This is a genomic window from Paenibacillus sp. FSL R7-0331 (assembly GCF_000758645.1).
Taxonomy (GTDB): domain Bacteria; phylum Bacillota; class Bacilli; order Paenibacillales; family Paenibacillaceae; genus Paenibacillus_AQ; species Paenibacillus_AQ camerounensis.
The window spans coordinates 6,141,255-6,163,232 of sequence record NZ_CP009284.1 but is presented as its reverse complement, the minus strand read 5'-3'; the positions used below and the strand labels follow the sequence as shown (position 1 = coordinate 6,163,232).

The following is a 21,978-nucleotide window of genomic DNA, read 5'->3' as shown; positions in this document are numbered from 1 at the left end:
TTAACGCAGACAAGCTGCGCGTCCATGTAATAGGACAGCGCAGCTTGTTCGCAGGTTTATTGTAGAATTGGCCTGGCCCGAAATTAAAGCTCAGCGGACGATGGCGCAACGCTTGTTTTCTTGGCAATCTCCCGGCGGACAACCGGAGCGACCTCTGTAGCGAGCAGCTCGATGGCAGTAGCCACTTTGCTGTATGGAAGACCGCCGATATCGAGCTGGGTCATGAAGCGGTTATGGCCGAACAGCTCATGCTGGTAGAGGATCTTCTCGATAATCTGCTGCGGGCTGCCGACAGCCAGCGTATTGACCGGAGAGACGAAGCGGCCGAAATCGCCGCGGGATACCCGGTATTCCTGCCCGGCATGCGGGCTGATGGCGTTGCGGTAGCTGTAATAGTAAGGGTAGTATTCATCGACCGCCTGCTGTGAGGTTTTGGCGATGTAGCCGTGGCTGGTGATGGCAATCTTCAGGTCTTCAGCTGCATGTCCGGCTTCTGCCCCGCTGCGGCGGTAGGTCGCAGCGAGGTTCTGGAACGGCTCCGGGCTGCCGCTGAGGATGGCAATGGCCATGCCGATGCCCAGCCGTCCGGCTTGCTCAGCGCTTTCAGGCGAGCCGCCGATGCCGACCCAGAGCGGGAGCTTCGGCTGCAGGGGACGCGGGGCAATCTCCGCATTCTTCAGCGGTGAGCGGAAGGAGCCGTTCCAGCTTACGACCTCATGCTTATTCAGCTCCAGCAGCAGCTCCAAATTCTCGGCGAACAGCTTCTTATAATCCTCCAGATCGTATCCGAACAGCGGGAAGGATTCCAGAAAAGCGCCGCGCCCGTTAATAATCTCCGCCCGGCCGCCGGACAACAGGTCCAGCGTGGCGAAGTCCTCGAAGATCCGTACCGGATCAGCCGTACTTAGCACAGTGGTCGCACTGGTCAGCTTAATCCGCTTGGTCACCTGGGCAATGGCAGCAAGCACAACCGGCATGGAGGAGATGACAAAGTCCAGCCGGTGATGCTCACCCACGCCGAAGACATCAAGCCCCGCCTCATCGGCAAGCTTGGCTGCCTCAATTACCTCATGCAGCCGCTGCTGCGGGCTGATCCGCTGTCCGGTGTGACAGTCGGTGACCAGATCGCCTAATGTATAGATGCCGAACTCAAATGCCGGAGCGTTGTCCGGCTTCACATTATTGGTATTAGTCATAAATAGAGACTCCTTATATCTCAAAATAGTTGTTCTGCTTGTCCGTTGTACATAGGATAGGGATTATTATAGCACAACAACTTACAAAATGTAAGTTTATGAGTAAATGTTTCTTTGTGTAAGCGCATTAGCGGCTGTATGCTGCCAAGTCAGATGCATGAGCACTTGAATTTAGTGTGTTGATATTTAAAAAGATTCATACAGGAAAAAGAGTGTGTATGGAATATAATAGAAATAGTTTGCATTCTTTTTACAGGAGGCATTTATATTATGGGGAAAATGAAGTTCAGAACCGGGGCGTTAGCCGCACTGATTGGAATCAGTCTGCTGGCTGCCGGAGGTAATGCAGAGTCGGCAGTAGCTGATCCTCACCATTCCTACATATACAATAATTTTACGGGGAATCTGGCTGAGCCGCCTGCTGCAGTAACGGTCTGGTCCAGCGCAATGGATGTACAGGCTGATGAAACGGCAATCGGCCGCGGATCTGCTGTAACCGGGGGAGGTAAGGTTTATTTTATCCAGCAGGGCCAGCTGCTTGCACTGAATGCGCAGACCGGCAAAAGGATCTGGAAATACGGAGCGAAGCTAAGTGCCCCGCTGCTGTATGAGAATGGTGTGATCTATGCAAGCTCGCAGACAGGCACAATCTATGCTGTAACTGCAGCCACCGGCAAGAACCTGTGGAGCTCCTCGGCCCCGAGCAAAAATCCGCGGCAGCTGCTGATTGACCAGGGTCAGCTGTTTGCCGTCAATAGTGATATTCAGGCTTATAATCTGCAGACAGGCAAGCTGCAGTGGAAGGATAATTACAGCGAACCGCTGTGGCAGGCTGTTCAGGTCCAGGGTGAGCTTGTGCTCGCCGAAGATACGGTATCCGGGGCATATTCGTACGATGTGCTGCGTGCTTTTGACCGGAAGACCGGCAAACAGCTGTGGGAAGCAGGGAATTACTCCATGCCTGTTGCCGCCGGAAAAGGGACACTGATCTCACCGCGGACATCCAATCTGCTGCAAATGGTCGCGCTGCCTACGCTAGATACTTTGGATGCAAGGACAGGGAAGGTGCTTGGCACAGCGGAGTATAATCCTGAAAATATCAATCCGGACGAAGCGCTCAGCAGCAGCGGACAAGCCTGGATCAGCGGTAATCAGCTGTACATTAACCAGGGGAATACCGTGTACTCCTATCCGGCAGACGCAGATCCGGCCAAGGCAGCCAAAACAACCTATTCAGCTGCGGGCGGCGGAAAAGACCTGATGTATGCTGCAGGCCCGTATGACGGAAGAATTCTTTTCAGTGATGGAGAGACTGTGTACGGGGTCAAAACAGCCAACCGCCAAGGCGTATCCTATTACGGCGGTGCATCAATTGCCCGCTTCGACCTGCTTGGACACGGCATGTATATTGCCAAGGCAGACGGTCAGCTGGTAGCAGTCAATCTGCTTACTGGAGCCCAGGTGCTGCAGCTTAAAACCTCAGGCAAAGCCTTTGGCCCTACCCTGCTGGAAAACGGGATGATCCTGGTCCAGAGCAAGGGGAAGATCACAGCGATTAAAGAGCCGGCTGCACTCAAGATGACTAAATAGGCTGACTCTTTTATCAAAATATATTGTGTCTTTTTGTTGACAGACCTGCAGATAGGTGATATTTTAAATGCACAAATTCAAATTTTTTTACTTTGAATTACATTGGCCGACTGTACAGACAGAGGTGCCCGTGCTATCCAGCGCGAGGTCCCTCTGTTTTTTTATTGCAATAAAAGGACCAGCTGAACAATAGGTCAGCCCACACACCAGAAGGAGGAGCAGAGATGGGAGAAGTAATGCTGTCCATTGCGCAGCTGAACAAAAGCTTTGACACCGCCGGAGGCCAGGTTAAAGCGCTGCATGAGGTGAATCTCGATGTGCAGCAGGGCGAATTTATCACCGTAATTGGCCCGAGCGGATGCGGCAAAAGCACGCTGCTGCGCATCGTCGCCGGCCTGGACACCGGCTATACCGGAAGTGTGACCCTGGAAGGGAAGGCAATCGGCGGTCCGGGAATCGACAAAGGGTTTATTTTTCAGGAGCACCGGCTGTTTCCATGGCTTACCGTTGAGAAGAACATTGCTTCGGATCTGCCGCTCAGCCGGCCCGATATCCGCCAGAAGGTGGATGAGCTGATTGAGCTGGTGAAGCTGACCGGCTTTGAAAAAGCCTATCCCCGTGAGCTCTCGGGAGGGATGGCCCAGCGGGTAGCGATTGCCCGGGCGCTGCTGCGGAATCCGAAGATTCTGCTGCTGGATGAGCCGTTTGGGGCGCTGGACGCCTTTACCCGGGCCCACATGCAGACGGTGCTGCTGGATATCTGGCGGAAGAACCGGACAACGATGATTTTTGTAACGCATGATATTGATGAAGCAGTGTTTCTGGGGGGCAGGGTAGTTATTCTGGAGCCGCGGCCTGGCAAAATCCGCAAAATCGTACCGGTGGACCTGCCTTATCCGCGCAAAAAGACAACCACCTCCTTTCAGGAGCTGCGGCTCAGGGTGCTTAATTATTTTGAGAAGGTGGAGGAGCTGGAATTGACGGACGGGGCGGGTATCTAGAGATTCTCCTGGTTTTCGGCAGGCGTTGAAAAGAGCGGAGTTAGGAATTGTTGCTGCTATATATCCGACTTAAACTATGAGAATTATTAACTATAAGCATTGAGGAGGCGTTTATATGAGCAACCAGGCTGTGACCGCAGGAAGAGCCGGCAGACCCGGCAGGCCCGGAAAAGCGGTTATTGCCGGACTCGGCCTGCTGCTGCCGGGAAGCCTGCTGGTCTCGTGGCAGCTGCTCGGCCATTACGGAATGTTGTCGGAGATGCTGTTTCCGACTCCTTATACTATAGCCCAATCTTTTATTGCGCTGGCAGCAAGCGGAGATTTGTGGAGCCATTTCCGGGTCAGTGCAGTGCGGGCCTTCTCCGGATTTCTGCTCGGCGGGGGACTGGGGCTGCTGCTGGGTATTCTGGTCGGACTGTTCCGCAGATCGGAGCGCCTGCTGGACCCGTCGCTTCAGATGATACGGATGATTCCGAGTCTGGCGGTGGTGCCGCTGTTCATCCTCTGGTTCGGGATCGGCGAGGAATCCAAAGTGCTGCTGATCGCCAAAGGCGCGTTCTTCCCGGTGTATATCAACACCTTCATGGGAATCCGCGGCACAGACAATAAGCTGTTTGAAGTATCGAAGGTGCTTGGCTTCAGCAAGCTGCAGCAGGTGCTGAGGCTGGTGCTGCCGGCGGCAGTGCCGAATATTATGCTCGGTGTACGCCTGTCGCTGGGATTGTCCTGGCTGGGGCTGGTTGTGGCTGAGCTGATTGCATCGACCTCGGGTATCGGCTACATGATGTCGGATGCCCGCCAGTTTGCCGATACGCCTGTAGTCTTCGTCGGAATTATTGTGTTTGCCGTAGCCGGGCTGCTTAGCGATACGGCTGTCCGCCTGATTGAACGGCGGCTGCTGAGATGGAAGGACAGCTATCAAGGATAGGAGGAATGTACAGCATGAGCAACGGGGCAGAAATGATTGTGAAATCAGCAAAAACGGTAAGGGAGGCACATGATTACACCGGAACAGCACCTATCTCTGCTTCTAACAAGCAGAAAAGGGTGTATTCTGACCGGACAAAGCATCTTCTGTCCGATTGGGCAGCCGGAGCTGCCATACCGGTGGCAGTCATTGCGCTATGGCAGCTCGGCGGTAGTGCAGGCTGGATCCCGCCGGAGTTTTTGCCTACGCCCTTGTCTATTCTGTCGGCCTTTGCCGGACTTGCGGCCAGCGGCGAGCTGCTCCATCACCTCGGTGTCAGCATCGGCCGGGCAGGCCTAGGATATGTAATCGGCGGAGTTCTTGGCCTGCTGCTTGGCGTACTGACCGGATTGTTCCGCAAAGCGGAGTATCTGCTTGACCCCAGCGTTCAGGTGCTGCGGCTGGTTCCGCATCTCGCCATTGCCCCGCTGATTATTCTCTGGTTCGGCTTTGGCGAGGTGTCGAAGGTAGCTATTATTCTGAGCGGCGCCTTCTTCCCGCTGTATATTAACACTTTTATGGGTATCCGTAGCGTGGATAACAAGCTGTTCGAGGTAGCCAGAGTGCTTGGCTTCGGGCCGCTGCAGAAGCTGCGCCGCCTGATTCTTCCGGCTGCGCTGCCCGGTATTCTGCTGGGGCTGCGGCTCTCAATGGCCGTAGCCTGGATCGGCCTGGTCGTTGCTGAACTGATCGGCTCTTCTTCCGGGGTAGGCTTCCTGATTAACGAGGCCAAGCAGAACTCCGATACAGAGGTCATCTTTGTAGGCATCATTATTTTTGCCATTGTCGGTAAGCTGATTGATTCCTTATTCCGTGTCATCGAACGTAAGCTGCTGCACTGGCGGGACAGCTATCAGGGCTAATTATATCAAGGGGGCTGAAGGTAAATGAATCTTTCTATAGGACATATAGGGACATTGAATCTGCAGGCGGATGTGCTGGTAATCGGAGGAGGTCCGGCAGGCACTTGGGCTGCACTTACGGCAGCGGCAAAGGGCGCGAAGGTTATTCTGGCCGATAAAGGCTACTGCGGCTCCAGCGGAGCAACTGCGCCGTCAGGCACCGGAGTGTGGTATGTACAGCCGGATGACAAGCTGCGTGAGGAAGCCAAGGCCAGCCGCTACTCCATGGGCGGCAAGCTGGCTGAGCACCGCTGGATGGACCGGGTGCTGGACCGCACTTATGAGAATATGAACCGGCTGGGTGTTTCCGGATACCCGTTCCCGCTGGATGAGCACGGCAACCAGTACCGCCGGAGCCTGCAGGGGCCGGAATACATGCGGCTGATGCGCAGGCTGGTCAAGAAGGCAGGAGTGAAGATCCTCGATCACAGCCCGGCGCTTGAGCTGCTGGCCGATGAGCACGGTGTTGCCGGGGCTACCGGCGTGCAGACCCAGAGCGGAGAGGGCTGGAGTGTCCAGGCGGGAGCGGTGGTCATCGCGACCGGGGGCTGTGCTTTCCTCAGCAGGGCACTGGGCTGCAATGTGCTGACCGGTGACGGCTATCTGTTCGCCGCTGAGGCCGGGGCCAGCCTGTCGGGCATGGAATTCTCCAATGCCTATGCGATCTGCCCGACCTTCTCCTCCGTGACCAAGACCGCCTATTACAGCTATGCCAGCTTCTATTATGAAGACGGCAGCGTGGTAGAGGGGGCCGGGTCCAAAAAAGGCCGTTCAGTCATCGCCCGCAATCTGCTGGCCGGCCGCCAGGTATATGCGAAGCTTGATGGTGCTTCTGAGGATCTGCAGCCGCTGCTGCGGGTTGCCCAGACAAATTTCTTCCTGCCGTTTGACCGCCGGGGTATTAATCCGTTTAAGGATGCTTTCCCGGTCACGCTGCGGCTGGAAGGCACGGTACGCGGCACCGGCGGCATCCGCATAACGGATGAGGACTGCGGTACCGGCGTTCCGGGCCTGTATGCAGCAGGAGACGCGGCAACCCGCGAGCTGATCTGCGGCGGCTTCACCGGCGGCGGCAGCCATAATGCCGCCTGGGCCATGTCCTCCGGTTCCTTTGCCGGAGAAGGCGCAGCTGCTTATGCCGCCGGACTGGGGCGGCACGCGGCCGACCGTAAGCCGCGCGGGCTATCCTCTTCGCCGCTGGTTGACCAGCAGGTGAAGCCGGGAACGGCGGCGCGTACAGCAGAGTTCGTCTCGGCTGTGCAGGACGAAGTCAAGCCGTACGACATTAACCTGTTCCGTACGGAGCAGGGACTGAATACCTCGCTTGGCCGCCTGGACGGGTTGTGGAAGGAGCAGCGCAGCCGGGAAATCCAGCGTACACCAGAAGGGGTGAAGGCCCGCGAAGCGGAAGCGATGACAGCGACCGCCCGCTGGATGTACAGCTCCGCATTGGCCCGGACAGAGACGAGAGGCATGCATAAACGCGAGGATTACAAGGAGACGGACAACAGCCAGCATCACCGGCTGATCAGCGGCGGGCTGGATCAGGTATGGGTGAAGACAGAGGAAGTTGCGAAGGAGAGTGTACTACTGTGATTGAAGTCATCAGCGCTGCCAGGTGTGTAGAGTGTAACCAGTGTGTATCCGTCTGCCCGACGAATGTATTCGACCGGATAGAAGACGGAATTCCCGTCATCGCCCGGCAGAGCGATTGCCAGACCTGCTTCATGTGCGAGCTGTATTGCCCTGCCGATGCGCTATATGTCGCACCTGATTCCGAAACGGTTATCGGTGTGACCGAGGCGGAGCTGGAAGAGCAGGGGCTGCTCGGCGGGTACAGGGAAAAGGTAGGCTGGGGCAGAGGCAGACAGCCGGTGGCAAGCCATGACTTTATGTATAAACTGGCGGCCAGAGCCGGGTTCTAGAAAGTCCGGCAGCCGGGAGCGGCTGCGGAAGCTTCTTGTAAAGAAACAGCAATTATCAGATAACAGACCGAGGGGAGAACAACATTAATGAAAACGTACAGAGAGATTCAAGGCGGACGGAAAAAAGGGGCACGCGGGGTGCTGCTCGCAAGCCTGGTCATGATTATGCTGGTATTGCAGGCCTGCGGCAATAATGCCGGCTCCGGCAACGGAGCCTCGGCAGCGGGCGGTAATAATACTGCGGATGCTGCTGGCGGCGAGACAGCAGCGGCCACTGCGCCGGCTGTACTGAATTTCGGCTTTATCGGCTCCAATAAGCTGAATGTGCCGGGCGGCGCGGAGGGCTGGGGCTTTTATAAGGGAATCATTCAGGAGGAGCTTAAGAAATACGGCATCACCGAAGTGAAGCTGACCGGCTTCCCGAACGGACCGGACCAGACGGAGTCGCTGATCAGCGGCCGGCTTGATTTTGGCAGCCTTGGGGATACCCCGGCCATTATCGCTTACGCTTCCGGCGCCAAAACCCGCCTGATCTCGCAATCCTCGGCCCACACTGTAGGCTATCTGATCGGTAAAAAGGACGGCCCGAAGACCGTTAAGGATCTGCAGGGCAAGACCATTGCTATCCAGAAAGGCTCCTTCATGCACCGTTATGTTGTAGGCTTGCTGCAGCAGGAGGGGGTAACCGATTATAAGCTGGTGCACATGCTGATTCCTGATGCGACCGCAGCACTCGCCAGAGGGGATGTCGATGCGACCACCAACCTCGGCGTTCCGGCTTTGAAGCTGATTGATGAAGGCTATACCCACCTTGACGATGCCTCGAAGCATCCGGACCTGCTGGGCTCCAGCGCTACTGTTGTCTCGGAGGATTATCTGGAGAAATTCCCGGACTTCCCGAAGGTATGGAATGAGGCGCGTGAAAAAGCGCTGGCTGACCTCAAGCAGCATGAAGATGAGTATTACGAATTCCTCGCCGAAATCGGTAATACCACGCCGGAGCTGGCCAAACAGGTAAATCCGATCAGCGATATTAAGGATACTGCCTTTACCGAAGAAGGCACCAAGCTGCTGGAGGGCACCAAGAACTTCCTGGTCGAAGAAAAGCTGGCCAAAAAAGATTTCAATATCAGCGACTGGCAGCTTCAGTAACGTTCAAGCGGCGGGAGGAGCTTAGTGGCTTATGCGTAAACAAGCCTGCAGCGGTGAAAAGCATTAGACTGCGGCTGAGGAACGGACTGTATCTGGAGGGGACGGTAAGAGTTCCTTCCGGCAGCGTCCGCGACAGGAATATAGTGAGCAGCTAAACTGAAGGCGGGCGGGGGAGAGCCGGGGCGCAGGAACGCCAAACGGGATAAATAGATGATCCGGCAGGTGTTCCTACTAACTTAATTGGATTTCCTCCTCCTAATTTCATTATTTTTAGGAAAATATGATGATTAGTTGGAAAAAGTCTGCCTAATTCGGTCTATATGCCCTTTTTGAGTATATTAGGCGCATTTAGTTGGCATTTTTCCCACTAATGCTCACATATCTGAGTGTGGAAGGAGAATAGGTGGCGAATTTCCACTTAAATAGATGAGCGTACGCCTGCGAGGCGATCTGCTGTGAAGAAGAAGCTAATTACCACTTCAATATTAACCTTTGTAGCATAGTAGTATACCCGGAAACTCCGTATCGTTACTTTCTCTTTAACATACGCGCACCCGTTTACTGTTACATCAATTTGTACACGTGCTCGCCCGTTCACTCTTAAGCAACCTTTTTGCGCTAACTCATTCTTTCGGCAATACCCTCAACCTTATCGATACTAAACCACATTTATCCCAACTGTGCATTGGAGTGTTTACAATCAAATCAGGGCTGCGAAGGCCATACAGCGAGAGCTAGCACACATTTAAGGAGGAATACAATGCCGCAGCAGCAGATAACAACAGATGTGCTTGTGCTGGGAGGCGGTCCGGCCGGGGCATGGGCGGCATGGAATGCGGCCTCGCAAGGCGCGAAGGTCATACTTGCCGATAAAGGTTACCTGGGGACAAGCGGTGCTACAGCACCGGGCGGGACTACGCTGCTGGTGATTCCGCCGTTAGCGGAGCTGCGTGATGCGGCAGTCCGGTCCAGACTGCAGGCAGGCGGCTACCTGTCGGAGAACAGCTGGATTCACCGGGTGCTGGATCAGGTGGAGCAGAATCTAGAGCAGATTGAGGAGTGGGGCTACCCTTTTCCGAAGGATGAGGATGGGAACCCGCTGCGCACCCATCTGCACGGGCCGGAGTATATGAAGATTATGCGGCGTGTTGTGCGCAAGGCGGGAGTGAAGATCTGGGACCAGTCTCCGGCGCTGGAGCTGCTGCATGATGAGCACGGTGCCGGGGGAGCCCGCGGCATTAACCGGCTGACCGGGGAGGCCTGGGAAGTACGGGCGAACGCGGTGGTTATCGCTACCGGCGGCTGCGCCTTTCTCAGCAAAGGCCTGGGCTGCAATGTACTGACCGGAGAAGGCCTGCTGATGTCTGCTGAAATAGGGGCAGACCTGTCGGGAATGGAGTTCACCCGGCAATATGCCCCGAGCTTCGCGGACGGCACGGTGACGCGCGGACGGATGCTGGCCTGGGCGACGCTGTATGATCAGGCCGGGAATCCGCTGCACCGCGGCGACCGCACCTTCGGCAGCATCCCGGAGCTGATGCTGAAGGGGCCGGTCTATGCCTCGCTGGATCTGGCGGATACAGAGGCGAAGCAGCAGTTCCTGCGCAGCGCCCATCCGATCTTTTTCATGCCGCTGGAGCGGGCGGGAATTAATCCGTTCAAGGATAAATTCCCGCTCACGCTCCGCTATGAAGGCACGATGCGCGGCACGGGCGGCCTGCGCCTGACCGGCACCGACTGCAGCACCACGGTGCCGGGCCTGTATGCCGCGGGAGATGCCGCCTCCCGCGAGAAGGTCACCGGCGCCATCTCCGGCGGCGGCGCCTACAACGCCTCCTGGGCCATCTGCAGCGGCAGCTGGGCTGGCCTTGGAGCAGCCCGGCACGCGCTGTCGCAGCCGTGCCTGGCCGGCAGCCGGCAGCTCCGCGCCGCCGGCCGCATGGGGCTTGCCGGCGGCGCCTCGGCAAGCGGGACGCTGGACCCGAAGCCGCTGATTGCGGCGGTCCAGCAGGAAATCCTGCCGCTGCGGATCAATTACTTCCGCAGCGAGCCCGTGGTAGCCGCAGCGCTGCAGCGGCTGGATAGCCTGATGCCCTATATCACCGGCCGCCCGCCGGCCACGGTACAGGGCATCGTGCAGTCCCGCGAAGCGGCGGCCATGCTGCAGGCCGGCCGCTGGATCTACACCGCTGCGCTCGCCCGCAAGGAGAGCCGGGGGCTGCAGCGGCTTGCGGAATATCCGGCGCTGGACCCGCGCCAGACCCACCGGCTGATTCTGTCGGGCATCGACCGGATCAGCATCAGCACGGAAAGTGTGCCGCACGCCAGTGAGCTGCCGGCACCCAGAGAGGAGCGGGCCATATGATCGAACTGGTAAGCACGGACCGCTGCATCGGCTGCAGGCTGTGCGTGAAGGTATGTCCGGTCAATGTCTTTGACATGCAGGGCAAGCTTGCTGTGATTGCCCGCCAGGAGGATTGCCAGACCTGCTTCATGTGCGAGGCCTATTGTCCCGTGGACGCGCTTTACGTAGCGCCGCAAGCAGAGAAGTCTGTTCAGGTAGATGAACAGGAGCTGATCGCCTCAGGGCTGCTCGGCAGCTGGCGGGCCGAGATCGGCTGGAATCCGGGGGCGGAGGACACCATGGCGGAGCGGGATACGACGCCTTTTTTTGAGGTGTTCACCGAGACCTTCCGCAGTAAATAAGAGGAGTGCAGGGCTGGAGGCTTGTCCGGCCAATGCCAGCTTTGACCAACGGCTGCAGCAGTTTGGCCATTAAAAAAGGGTGTTCCGTAAGCCAGTTCATTCTGCGGCTTTGGGACACCCTTTTGAAGTTTGTCTTTTTCATTACTGTTCTTAACTTTACTGTTTTCAACATTACTGTTCTTTTGAAGCAATTCCGGTAAAGCTATTCCTGCAGCAGCGCTTCAACAGCCGGCTCAATATCCAGCGGATCAACAGGAGATTCAAAGCGCTTCACCACATGGCCGTCACGGTCAATCAGGAACTTGGTGAAATTCCATTTCACTTCATCGTCGGCCAGGGAAGCGGGATCGCGTTCCTCAAGCATCTTCTGCAGCAGCCGGCTGCCGGAGTGATCCTGGTCGAAGCCGGCAAAGCCAGCCTCAGAGGTCAGGTAGCTGAACAAAGGATGTTTACCGGGGCCTTTGACATCAATCTTTTCAAACAGGGGAAAGCTGACACCATAGTTAATCTGGCAGAACACGTCAACCTCTTCGTTTGTGCCGGGTTCCTCCCCAAACTGGTTGCTGGGAAAGCCGAGAATCTGGAAGCCGCGGTCCTGGAATTTCTCATACAGCTTTTGCAGGTCGGAATATTGCGGAGTGAACCCGCATTTGCTGGCGGTATTCACGATCAGCAGTACGTTTCCTTTATATTGTTCGAGGCTTGTTTCTTTTCCGCGGATATTACGGGCAGTATATTTATGGATACTCATTGGCAGCTTCAGCCTCCCTGTGACGCATAATTTATTTATGACAATTTAATTGTATGCAACTTAAACTTTGCTGTCAAACGATCTGATTATTTTTTTTATGTACGAAGCAGGCTGTTGAGATTATACTAAGATGAACGAACCGTTTCTTCAGCAGGCAGAGCATCTCCCCGGGTATGACAAAGAATATATTGCTGGAGGAAATTTATGAGCACTACAGAACTTACTAGCCAACTTTCCAGTTTTACAGGTAGACTGCTTAGAGAACGTTTCGGAAAAGGTCCCGAGTCTATCCATGCTTCCATCGGAGAACAGTGCATCGCACTGCATATCCGGAATTTCATCGGGCCTGTTGAGAGATTTCTGCTGAACAAAGAAGAAGAGCAGGCATTCCGCTATACGCGCGAGCTCTTGATGAAATCCCTGCTTCCTGAGCTTTCGGCTTACCTGAAGGATACGATGGCTATTGAGGTCAGTGAAATATTTTATGACTGGGGTATACATAATGCTTCCGGGATGATTGTTGCACTTATCAAAAACGCCGGAGTGGCTGTCGATGATTATGCCGGACGTGAGCACGTTCATGCCCAGATCAACGAAGTTAGCCGGAAGGTGCAGAAGGAACCCGTGTTCACCGACTCCTGGTGGCTGGGGCCGCGTATTCTGATCATTAAGCGTGAAGGCATTCTGATTCCTTTGGAGAAGGAACTGATTGGCCTCGGCTATGAGAATACACTCAAGACAACGAAACGCAAAATGGAAAAACGTTATCTGGAAGACACTACGACCATTGCGCCAATGCTGGGCAAGGAGCTGTCTGACATTTATGTGGATTGGGATTTTGATAAGGATACAAGTGTGATTGCATATACGTTTCACTAAATAACATATGGGGCGGAAATGAGTCGGACATGCGAATGAGCCGAACATGAGCCGAAGAAGGGGTGATAGGACCCTCTCTTCGGCTTTTTCTTTTTTCAGGAAATTCGGCGACCGTGAACATTGGGGGGGATCAGGCAAATGGAGGAGTATCAGCAGAGTGTGCTGTATGTAGAAGATAATGAGCTGAATATGGCTCTGATGCATCATATCTTCAAAAAAAATCTGCCCTCCGTATTGCTGCTGAAAGCCGAAACAGCGGAACAGGGACTGGAGATTGCAGCCCGCCGGCTGCCCGATCTGATTATTCTGGACATCGGCTTGCCCGGTATGAACGGCTACGAGGCCATAGAACGGCTGAAAGGCAGTGAGGATACCCGGCATATACCGGTTATGGCGATCAGTGCGTTTGCGCTGCGTTCAGATATTGAACAGGCCATGAACATCGGCTTTGCCGCTTATATTACCAAACCTTTTCAGGTCAAAGTCTTTACGGATACCGTTAAAAAAATGTTAGCAGGTGATCCTTCTACAGACTAGGCCAAGGTTTAAGCGAGATTATTAGAGATGGAGAACTGGGGAGAGCTCCGTCTAAAGACCGGTTTGTCAGAAAAAGAATGGTATTCGCTGTGCAGCGACTTTTTGCGCTTGAAAGTGGTGTTTTTTTCCTGCTGGCAGCATTTGACTTTCGCCCGTAGATGCAAGATATTAATATTACAGATTTTAATTAATTTCTTTGCTTTTAATACTCCACAAACGGGCGGTGGATCAGATGGTCAGACATCATCCAGAAGCGCTTTCCTCCTTTGGGCAAGCGTATCAGGCGGGTACTGTCGGAGCAGCCTTTCTCTCTCTTGAGCACAACTGGACAAGCATTAGTCCGGAAGTAACCTCACTGCTGGGGTACACGGAAGAGCAGCTGCTGGGGCAAGATTTCAGGGAGCTTTTATCGAATGATTCTGTGGAGTTATATAGCGGGCATACGGGAGCTCTGAACACAAGCGGGGTTCCCTTTTTTGAAAGCAGAGTCCGGATGCTTCATGCGCTGGGAGAGCTTGTCCCGCTGCATCTGCACAGCTCGCTTATACGAGATCCATCCAATGGGGCTGCGCTGTTTTATGTCATTCAACTAACGGAGCAGCAAGAGGAACCGGCTGTGCCTGCCGGCTATGTCCCGGAGGACGAGCTCTACCGGCTGATTGCGGTCAATATCAGGGACATCCTGTATTACGCGACACCGGATCAGGTGTGCGGGTACTGCTCACCGTCTGTCCGGGAGGTGCTGGGTTATGAGCCTGCAGAGCTGATAGGCAGTGATATAAGCAGTCTTATTCATCCCGAGGATCTTATCGTGCTCAGCGGTCCGCAAACAGAGGACGTACAGAGCATACAGCTGCGGATTCTTCATGCCGGCGGGCATTATGTGTGGCTTGAATTTACGCTGCGTTCATTAGAGGGGCAGAAGTACCCGGGCGTACTCGCTGTAGGACGTGACATCACCGAACGCAAAAATGTTGAACAGAAGCTGCAGGAATCGATAGAGCGCTATACCTCGCTGAAAAAATACAACCATGATGCGATTATCTCTCTGGATCTTTCAGGGACTATTATCAACGGCAATGAGCAGGCCTGCCAGCTGACAGGTCATACCATTCCTGAGCTGGCGGGAATGAATGCAGGCAGGATTATCGGGGAGCAGCATCTGCAGGCTGTGCTCAGATATAACGGAGCGGATCACGGCGGGCAGCGGAATAACGACTTTATCCGGCATAAAGACGGCCACACTGTCGAAGTGCTGACTTCGGTTGCACCGATTATCATTAATAAAGCCAAGGTAGGATTCTATATTATTGTTAAGGATATTACCGAACAGAAGAAGCTGCTGATCGCCAAGGAGACGGCGGAGAGTACAAACCGGGCCAAAAGTGAGTTCCTGGCGATGATGAGCCACGAAATCCGTACTCCGATGAACGGCGTGCTCGGAATGACGGACCTGCTGCTTGATATGAGTGAGCAGGGCTCGATGCAGCGCGAGTATCTGGAAATTATCCGGCAGAGCGGCGATACTCTTCTGAGTATCATTAACGATATTCTGGATTTCTCCAAGAACGAAGCAGGCAAAACAGAGCTCCACGAGCAGTCTTTTGTGCTTAAAGACTGCTTAGACTCCGTGCTTGAGCTGTTGCTGCGCAAAGCAGAAATGAAGGGATTGTCCATGGCGGTCCATATCCACCCGGATGTACCGGGGACTTTAATCGGAGACAGTGAGCGGCTGAAGCAGGTGCTGTTTAACCTGGTGGGCAACGCAGTGAAATTTACTTACAGCGGCGGGGTCACGGTCAGGGTCTCCCTCCTGGAACAGCAGGAAGGAAAGGTCAAACTGCACTTTACCGTAGCGGATACCGGCATAGGCATCCCTGAGCATTCCCGGGGCAGGCTGTTTGAGCCGTTTGTCCAGCTGGATCATTCTATGGGCCACAGGCATGAGGGGACCGGACTGGGACTGGCAATTGCCAGACAGCTGGTTGAGCTGATGGGGGGAACCATCAGTCTGAATACCGCCGTGCAGCAGGGGGCCGCGTTTGAATTCACAGTTAAGCTGCGTCTGCCAAGCGGACTGCCAGCTGCGCAGGGCGGCGCAATATCTGCTGGTTCAGGCCAGGTGAGCCGGGTTCTGCGGATTCTGGTTGCGGAGGATAACGAGATTAATCAGATCGTCCTGCGTAAAATTCTGGAGAAGCGGGGCTTTTCCGTTGAGGTTGTAGCTGATGGCCTGCAGGTAGTACAGATGGCAGAAGCAGCAGCTTATGATCTTATATTTATGGATGTGCAGATGCCCGGAATGAACGGGCTGGAGGCTACCAGAATAATCAGACAGACGCTTTCTCCTGAGCGTCAGCCGGTCATTATTGCAGTTACAGCGAATGCGCTTAAGGGAGACCGGGAGCACTGCCTTGAGGCGGGAATGGATGAATATATCAGCAAGCCGCTGCGCAGTGAGGCTGTCACGAACCTGATCGCCAGATTTTTCAGTAATGCAGAGGGTTCAAAATATCTGGTTGAACGGGAATAAGCCCGGCAAAAAGCTTCTATATGGGTCTTGAGTGTTAATTTATTGCGATAAAGCTGCAGAGCGGTGCAATAAGCCCTTGCATCCCATAAGCATTTTGATTAAGATAGCAGAAACCGGCGCATAAGACGCGCCGATATAGCTATACAGGCAATGACGAAGAGAGTAAGCGCTGCAAGCGGATCTTAACAGGGAAGGCGTGCCGGAGACTGAGAGCACCCTCATGAGACGTTTAGCGCCGAAGTTCACTTCCGAGCCGGCCCCTGAAGTATCTGCTGCAGCATTTATGCGTAGGAGGGTCCGCGCCCCGCGTTACCGGGTGTAAGACAGAGTTAGTTCAGGTCTGGGGAAAGGCTATTCCGTTTCCTCTGCCATGCATTTGGGCTAGTCTCTAAATAAGGGTGGTACCACGGCTCCTCGTCCCTTGCGACGGGGGGCCTTTTTGCGTTCATAAATGTTAAATATTATTCAAGAGGGAGTGGAAGGTAAATGACGAATGTGGAATTGGATGAACTGAGAGCGCGCCTGGACGAGATCAACGGACAGCTGCTGGAGCTGATCTCGGAGCGTGCACAGGTTGTACAGGAAATTGGAGTGGTTAAAGAAAAGCAGGGCGTACCGAAGTTCGATCCGGAACGTGAAAAAGCGATGCTGGAGAAGCTTGTAGCGAGCAACAAAGGACCTTTCACCGCGGGAACAATCCGCAGCCTCTTCAAACAGATTTTCGCTGCTTCTCTGGATCTGCAATCCGCCGAGCATAAGAAAAGCCTGCTCGTCAGCCGGAAAACCCACAAAGCGGACACGGTTATCGTCCTGCCGGGAGATGTCGCAATTGGCGGCCTGTCCTCTGTAATGGTTGCCGGTCCCTGCTCTGTTGAAAGTGAACAGCAGACCCGCACCGTTGCCGCTGCCCTACAGAAAGCCGGAATCAAGGTTATGCGCGGCGGCGCCTTCAAGCCCCGGACCTCACCGTATGATTTCCAGGGGCTCGGCATGGACGGACTGCGTATCCTCCGTGAAGCTGCCGACGAATACGGCCTGCTGACAATCAGTGAAATTGTTGATCCGGCCCATCTGGAGCCGGCGCTGGATTATGTGGATATTATCCAGATCGGCGCACGTAACATGCAGAACTTCGAGCTGCTCAAAGCCGCCGGCGAGCTGAACAAGCCGGTGCTGCTGAAGCGCGGTCTGGCAGCAACAATGGAGGAATTCCTCCATGCAGCAGAATACATCATGTCACGCGGCAATATGCAGGTAATGCTGATCGAGCGCGGCATCCGCACGTACGAGAAATGGACGCGCAATACGCTGGACATCTCGGCAGTGCCGATTCTCAAGCAGGAGAGCCATCTGCCGGTACTGGTGGATGTTACCCACTCCACCGGACGCAAGGATATCCTGATCCCCTGTGCGAAGGCTGCGCTTGCTGCCGGTGCTGACGGTATCATGGTTGAAGTGCATCCTGACCCGGCTACTGCGCTCTCCGATGCAGCACAGCAGCTGAACATTGAGGAGTTCAATACCTTCTTCAGTGAGGTTAAGGCTTCCGGCCTGTTCCGTTAAATTAAATAAACCGGATTTTTGAGTAAATAGAAGAAATGTAGAGAAATAAATAGAAACAAGCGCTTACAAGTGCAGGTGTGGCTTTTGTGGCTGTTAAGGCTGTCGGGTACAATGAATAGCATTGGCGTTGCACCGGACCGGAGCATCTTCGGGATGCTCCTATACCTTATCAGACACAGGAGGAAGCTGCATTTTGAAGCACACACAATTGAATAATGGTTGGTTCTCCAACACCCGCAGTGATATTCTGTCCGGTATGACGGTGGCAATTGCGCTGATTCCGGAAGCGATCGCTTTTTCCATTCTGGCCGGAGTCAGCCCGATGGTCGGCTTATACGCCTCTTTTTGCATTGCGGTGATTACCGCAATTGCCGGAGGCCGTCCGGGAATGATCTCGGCGGCGACCGGGGCGATGGCGCTGCTGGTCGGCAGCCTGGTGCTGAATCACGGCATCGAGTATCTGTTCGCAGCAACGATCCTCTGCGGAATCTTTCAGATTCTGATGGGCCTGCTGAAGCTCGGCAGATTTATCACCTTCCTGCCGCAGCCGGTCATGACCGGCTTCGTCAACGCGCTGGCTATTCTGATCTTTATGGCGCAGCTGGTGCACTTTAAGGGACAGGGCTGGATCATGTATGCCCTGGTGGCCCTTACCCTGGTCATCATATACACGATTCCGCGCTTCACGAAGGCTGTACCCTCGGCACTTGTCGCCATTATTATCGTATCGGTGCTGAGCATCGTGCTTGACCTTGATGTGAACCGGGTCGGGGATATGGGCGAGATTACATCGGCTCTGCCGTTGTTCCATCTCCCGCAGCTGCCGCTTACGCTGGACATGCTGCTGACTATTCTGCCGTATTCCTTATCGCTTGCTGTAGTGGGGCTGCTGGAGTCGCTCATGACGGCAACACTGATCGACGATATTACAGGCACTCCGAGTGACAAGAACCGTGAAGCTAAAGGCCAGGGCCTGGCGAATATCGTTACCGGCTTCTTCGGCGGGATGGCAGGCTGTGCAATGATCGGCCAGTCCATGGTCAACATGAAATCCGGCGGGCGGACCCGCCTGTCCACCTTTGTATCCGGCGTGTTCCTGCTGATCCTGATTCTTGTACTCGGGGATGTGGTGAAGCAGATTCCGATGGGGGCGCTGGTAGGTGTCATGATCATGGTCTGTATCAGCACCTTTGAATGGAGCTCCTTAACCTCGCTGATCCGGGTTCCGCGTGCGGATGCCATGGTTATGATTGTGACGGTAGTCACGGTGGTAGCAACAGATAATTTGTCAATCGGCGTTCTGTTCGGCGTGCTGCTCAGCGCAGTATCCTTTGCCTGGAAAATGGCTTCGATCAGCCTGAATACTCGTACCTCCGGGGAGGCCGCCGTTACGTATACAGTGGCGGGGCAGCTGTTCTTTGGAACCACAAGCCATTTTGTCCATGAATTCAACTATGAGGGTGACCCTCAGCAGATTATCATCGACTTTGCCCATTCACATGTATGGGATCAGTCCGGCGCCGGTGCCATTGCTAAAGTAATCAGCAAATATAAGGCGCTCGGTAAAAAAGTAACCGTCACCGGATTAAATGAGCAAAGCACACAGCTCATTGACCGGATCGGGCTTGGCTTGTCCGGCGGACATGCTTAACGGAGTTAATATTAAATAGAAATTACAGCTTTCTCTGCGGAGAAGGCTGTTTTTTATGCGCGGTGATTGTGACAGCCGGAAATGCAACAACATTTTAATCGGCTGGCGTCTATAAAGTTACCTCTAAACGCAAGGAACTGACTATACTTTTAGGTATGAGTTCCCAGAAAAGCTGAGGTGCTAACCGATGAGAGTTATACTGACTACCAAACCGGCGGTACTGTTTGCCGCCTCACTGCTCCTGCTCACGGCAGGCTGCGGCTTCTCCGGCAGCGGCACTAACACGGAAGAAGCTCCTGTTGCTTCATCCGCAGCAACTGTTGCTTTAACCGCTCCAGCTGCTCCCGGTACACCGTCCGTTCCTGCTGCCGCACCATCTGTTTCGTCCGCACCGCCGTCCTCAGCCGGAAGCATAACAGCTTCCGGTCAGGCGGGCGTAATCATGCCGGACTGGCAGGTAGTGAAGCGGCTGCCGCAGGCTGAGGCATGGTCAGGCATTCCCGCAGACGCAGTGACAGTTTCAGTGGAGCGGCTGGAGGATTTCACCGCCGGAATTGCCATTACCTTTTATACGCTTCCGGGAGATGAGGATTATGTGTATGCTGACCTAGGTACAGCCACAGCCCATTACAGCCTTGGCTCAGTCGGTACCTACAATTACCGTAAGCCGGAGGATCTGTCGGCAGCTGGAGTATCTGCTTTTAACAGCCGGATACTAAAAATTACCGGAGGACTGGGTGCCAATTTAGCACTTAGCAGTTACTACAAGATAGATGAAGCGGGAGTACCGGCGGGGATTTTGCTGGTGGACACCGGACATACCCGTGAAGCAGATATTGACCGTGATGGAACTGCTGAAGTGATATCAGCCCACGGTACGCCGATGACTGCCTATGTGTACCGCTGGCATGACGGGTACGCAGAGGAGGCGTATATAAATGATGCTCTGCAGGCGGATTCCGTGGTACTGAGAGAGGATCTGATCTTTGAAGCCTCTGATCTCGGCGAATCAGAGGTCACGGAATACCGGTTTACCCCGGAAGGCCTAACACGGCAGCACCCTTAGATAAAAAAAGAGAGCCTTACCCGCCGGTCCTTAACCGGGGGAAGGCTCTTGATGATGCCGGACCTCACTGCACAGGCTCGTCAGCCAGCCTGTACTAGTATTGGTAGAGCATTGTAGGAATCTGCCAGCCTGCTCCAACAGACCAGAAGATAATATAATCTCCGCGCTGAATCCTGCCTTCTTCCACTCCGCGCTGAAAGGCGATAAACGGGCTGCTCGTGGCCGTATAGCCGAACTCACCGCCCACATAAACGAACCTTTCGTCATTTTCCTCTGCTTCCAGGCCAAGCCCTTCACGGATCAGCTCCATATTTTTCAGTGAAAACTGGGACAGGCAGAACGCGGAAACATCTTCAGCAGCCAGGCCGTGGCGGTTCAGCAGCTCCTTGATGTCATGAATGGCTGCATCTACACATACCGAGCCGTCAAAAGGAATCCAGCGCAGCTTGAAATCCTCGGGCGTCAGGCCGTCACGATAGATGCCCGACAGCCCGCACGCCGGGAAAGTAATACCCTCCCAAATCGCGGAATCAGTATAATACAGCGAATCTATGAAGCCGGGAGCCTCAGGGGTCCGCTCCAGAATAACGGCAGCTGCGGCATCCCCGAAGTTGGCGTATGTAATCTCATCGTCTGTCCTGCAGTTAATGGAGCTGTAGTCGCTGCCGACAATCAGCGCATAGCGGACGCTGCGGTTAGCCTGCATGTACCGGCTGGCCTGCTCCACAGCGGTTACCATTCCGGCGCAGTTGGCATTGGAATCCAGCGTAACCGTGCGGTGCTTGCCGCCGAGCCGGTGATGCAGCAGCAGGGCATTCGTCGGATAGGTATATTCCGGTGTCTGCGAGGCGAATACGATCATATCGAGATCCTCACCCTGCAGTCCGGCATCCGCAAGCGCCTTGGCCGCAGCCTCATACCCCATGGTCAGCGCATTCTCATGACTGTTATTAATAATGTATCGTTGCTCACGGCCCATGACTTCCAGAAACCTCTTGATATCCTTGCCGAGGGCGGCAAAGTGCTCCAAGTAATAATCATTGTCTACCACGTGCTGCGGATGATAATAAGCGGCAGTGCGAATTCTGATATTGTCTCCGGTATGTTCCATGAGCGTCACCTACACTTCGATAATTTCGTAATTTTCGAGTTTGGTACTGCGGGCTACCCGGCTGAGCTGCATTTTGAGAATAGGGCTCTTGGTGATGGTAAAGACCACTTTCTTAAAGCCGGACTGCTGATACAAAAGATAGCACTGCTCCAGCATAGGCAGCACATCGGAAGTGGAGACATTCAGGCCAGTGCAATCCAGTACAATATCGTATTTGGCTGGATCGAACCTGCTCACAATCTCATTGTATTCCTGGATAAATCTTCCGGCATCCTCCTCTGACATGGTTCCTTCGACCTGAACGTTTAGAATGGATTCTGCGGTATTGTTTGCAAAGTTAAAGCTTCCCATCTTTCTAAACCTCTCCTTCTCCTCGGAAAATGTTAATAAAAGCAAATCTTTGTCTTAATAAGGATACGAATCCATTATAACGATTGTTGATTTTTTT

The 21,978-nt window shown here is 54.3% G+C and carries 19 protein-coding genes; 15 read left to right on the top strand and 4 right to left on the bottom strand.

From position 1 onward, the window contains the following. Window positions 1-83: 83 nt before the first annotated feature. Window positions 84-1,196 (bottom strand): LLM class flavin-dependent oxidoreductase, encoded by a 1,113-nt coding sequence (locus tag R70331_RS26825; RefSeq protein WP_042180930.1) that lies wholly within the window; start codon window positions 1,194-1,196, stop codon window positions 84-86. Between the two features lie 270 nt (window positions 1,197-1,466). On the opposite strand from R70331_RS26825, the gene R70331_RS26820 reads away from it, so the two are divergent. From R70331_RS26820 to R70331_RS26780, 9 genes are all read left to right on the top strand, one after another. Then, complete coding sequence (locus R70331_RS26820) at window positions 1,467-2,786, top strand: PQQ-binding-like beta-propeller repeat protein (protein ID WP_042180928.1); 1,320 nt, start codon at window positions 1,467-1,469, stop codon at window positions 2,784-2,786. 224 nt (window positions 2,787-3,010) lie between these two features. After that, window positions 3,011-3,787: an ABC transporter ATP-binding protein gene (locus R70331_RS26815; protein WP_042180926.1), complete on the top strand. Its 777-nt coding sequence runs from the start codon at window positions 3,011-3,013 to the stop codon at window positions 3,785-3,787. 115 nt (window positions 3,788-3,902) lie between these two features. Continuing rightward, window positions 3,903-4,715 (top strand): ABC transporter permease, encoded by an 813-nt coding sequence (locus R70331_RS26810; protein WP_042180924.1) that lies wholly within the window; start codon window positions 3,903-3,905, stop codon window positions 4,713-4,715. A 14-nt stretch (window positions 4,716-4,729) separates the two neighbouring features. Beyond that, the gene (locus R70331_RS26805) at window positions 4,730-5,617 is read left to right on the top strand and encodes an ABC transporter permease (protein WP_052419236.1); all 888 of its coding nucleotides are present in this window, start codon (window positions 4,730-4,732) and stop codon (window positions 5,615-5,617) included. Between the two features lie 24 nt (window positions 5,618-5,641). Beyond that, window positions 5,642-7,252, top strand: a complete 1,611-nt coding sequence (locus R70331_RS26800) for an FAD-dependent oxidoreductase (protein WP_042180922.1) — start codon at window positions 5,642-5,644, stop codon at window positions 7,250-7,252. Next, window positions 7,249-7,581: a 4Fe-4S dicluster domain-containing protein gene (locus R70331_RS26795; RefSeq protein WP_042180920.1), complete on the top strand. Its 333-nt coding sequence runs from the start codon at window positions 7,249-7,251 to the stop codon at window positions 7,579-7,581. Before R70331_RS26800 ends, R70331_RS26795 begins: the two co-directional genes overlap by 4 nt. A gap of 87 nt (window positions 7,582-7,668) precedes the next feature. Continuing rightward, complete coding sequence (locus R70331_RS26790; protein WP_052419235.1) at window positions 7,669-8,733, top strand: ABC transporter substrate-binding protein; 1,065 nt, start codon at window positions 7,669-7,671, stop codon at window positions 8,731-8,733. 760 nt (window positions 8,734-9,493) lie between these two features. Further along, window positions 9,494-11,098, top strand: coding sequence for an FAD-dependent oxidoreductase (locus R70331_RS26785; RefSeq protein ID WP_042180918.1), 1,605 nt, complete (start codon window positions 9,494-9,496; stop codon window positions 11,096-11,098). Next, the gene (locus R70331_RS26780; RefSeq protein WP_042180916.1) at window positions 11,095-11,439 is read left to right on the top strand and encodes a 4Fe-4S dicluster domain-containing protein; all 345 of its coding nucleotides are present in this window, start codon (window positions 11,095-11,097) and stop codon (window positions 11,437-11,439) included. The genes R70331_RS26785 and R70331_RS26780 overlap by 4 nt, the downstream gene beginning before the upstream one ends. Before the next feature lie 202 nt (window positions 11,440-11,641). Here the strand turns inward: R70331_RS26780 and R70331_RS26775 are convergent, their stop codons facing one another. Further along, window positions 11,642-12,190 (bottom strand): glutathione peroxidase, encoded by a 549-nt coding sequence (locus R70331_RS26775; protein WP_042180915.1) that lies wholly within the window; start codon window positions 12,188-12,190, stop codon window positions 11,642-11,644. A 204-nt stretch (window positions 12,191-12,394) separates the two neighbouring features. Here R70331_RS26775 and R70331_RS26770 point away from each other — a divergent pair, with 204 nt between their 5' ends. The 6 genes from R70331_RS26770 to R70331_RS26740 all read left to right on the top strand — a co-directional run bounded on the left by R70331_RS26770 (window position 12,395) and on the right by R70331_RS26740 (window position 20,419). After that, complete coding sequence (locus tag R70331_RS26770) at window positions 12,395-13,069, top strand: Na-translocating system protein MpsC family protein (protein ID WP_042180913.1); 675 nt, start codon at window positions 12,395-12,397, stop codon at window positions 13,067-13,069. A 138-nt stretch (window positions 13,070-13,207) separates the two neighbouring features. Continuing rightward, window positions 13,208-13,606: a response regulator gene (locus R70331_RS26765; protein WP_042180911.1), complete on the top strand. Its 399-nt coding sequence runs from the start codon at window positions 13,208-13,210 to the stop codon at window positions 13,604-13,606. 232 nt (window positions 13,607-13,838) lie between these two features. Beyond that, window positions 13,839-16,139 carry a PAS domain-containing hybrid sensor histidine kinase/response regulator gene (locus tag R70331_RS26760; RefSeq protein ID WP_052419234.1) on the top strand — a complete coding sequence of 767 codons (2,301 nt, stop codon included), beginning with the start codon at window positions 13,839-13,841 and terminating at the stop codon, window positions 16,137-16,139. A gap of 486 nt (window positions 16,140-16,625) precedes the next feature. Beyond that, complete coding sequence (locus R70331_RS26755) at window positions 16,626-17,702, top strand: bifunctional 3-deoxy-7-phosphoheptulonate synthase/chorismate mutase (protein ID WP_042180909.1); 1,077 nt, start codon at window positions 16,626-16,628, stop codon at window positions 17,700-17,702. 190 nt (window positions 17,703-17,892) lie between these two features. Next, window positions 17,893-19,353 carry a SulP family inorganic anion transporter gene (locus R70331_RS26750; protein WP_081947895.1) on the top strand — a complete coding sequence of 487 codons (1,461 nt, stop codon included), beginning with the start codon at window positions 17,893-17,895 and terminating at the stop codon, window positions 19,351-19,353. A gap of 187 nt (window positions 19,354-19,540) precedes the next feature. Beyond that, window positions 19,541-20,419, top strand: coding sequence for a hypothetical protein (locus R70331_RS26740; protein ID WP_156131203.1), 879 nt, complete (start codon window positions 19,541-19,543; stop codon window positions 20,417-20,419). 94 nt (window positions 20,420-20,513) lie between these two features. Here R70331_RS26740 and R70331_RS26735 read toward each other — a convergent pair whose 3' ends face one another. Both R70331_RS26735 and R70331_RS26730 read right to left on the bottom strand, forming a co-directional pair. Beyond that, entirely contained in the window at window positions 20,514-21,530 is a 1,017-nt protein-coding gene (locus R70331_RS26735) for a ketoacyl-ACP synthase III (protein WP_042180903.1), read from the bottom strand. Between the two features lie 9 nt (window positions 21,531-21,539). After that, entirely contained in the window at window positions 21,540-21,881 is a 342-nt protein-coding gene (locus tag R70331_RS26730; protein WP_042180902.1) for a hypothetical protein, read from the bottom strand. Between the last annotated feature and the right edge of the window lie 97 nt (window positions 21,882-21,978).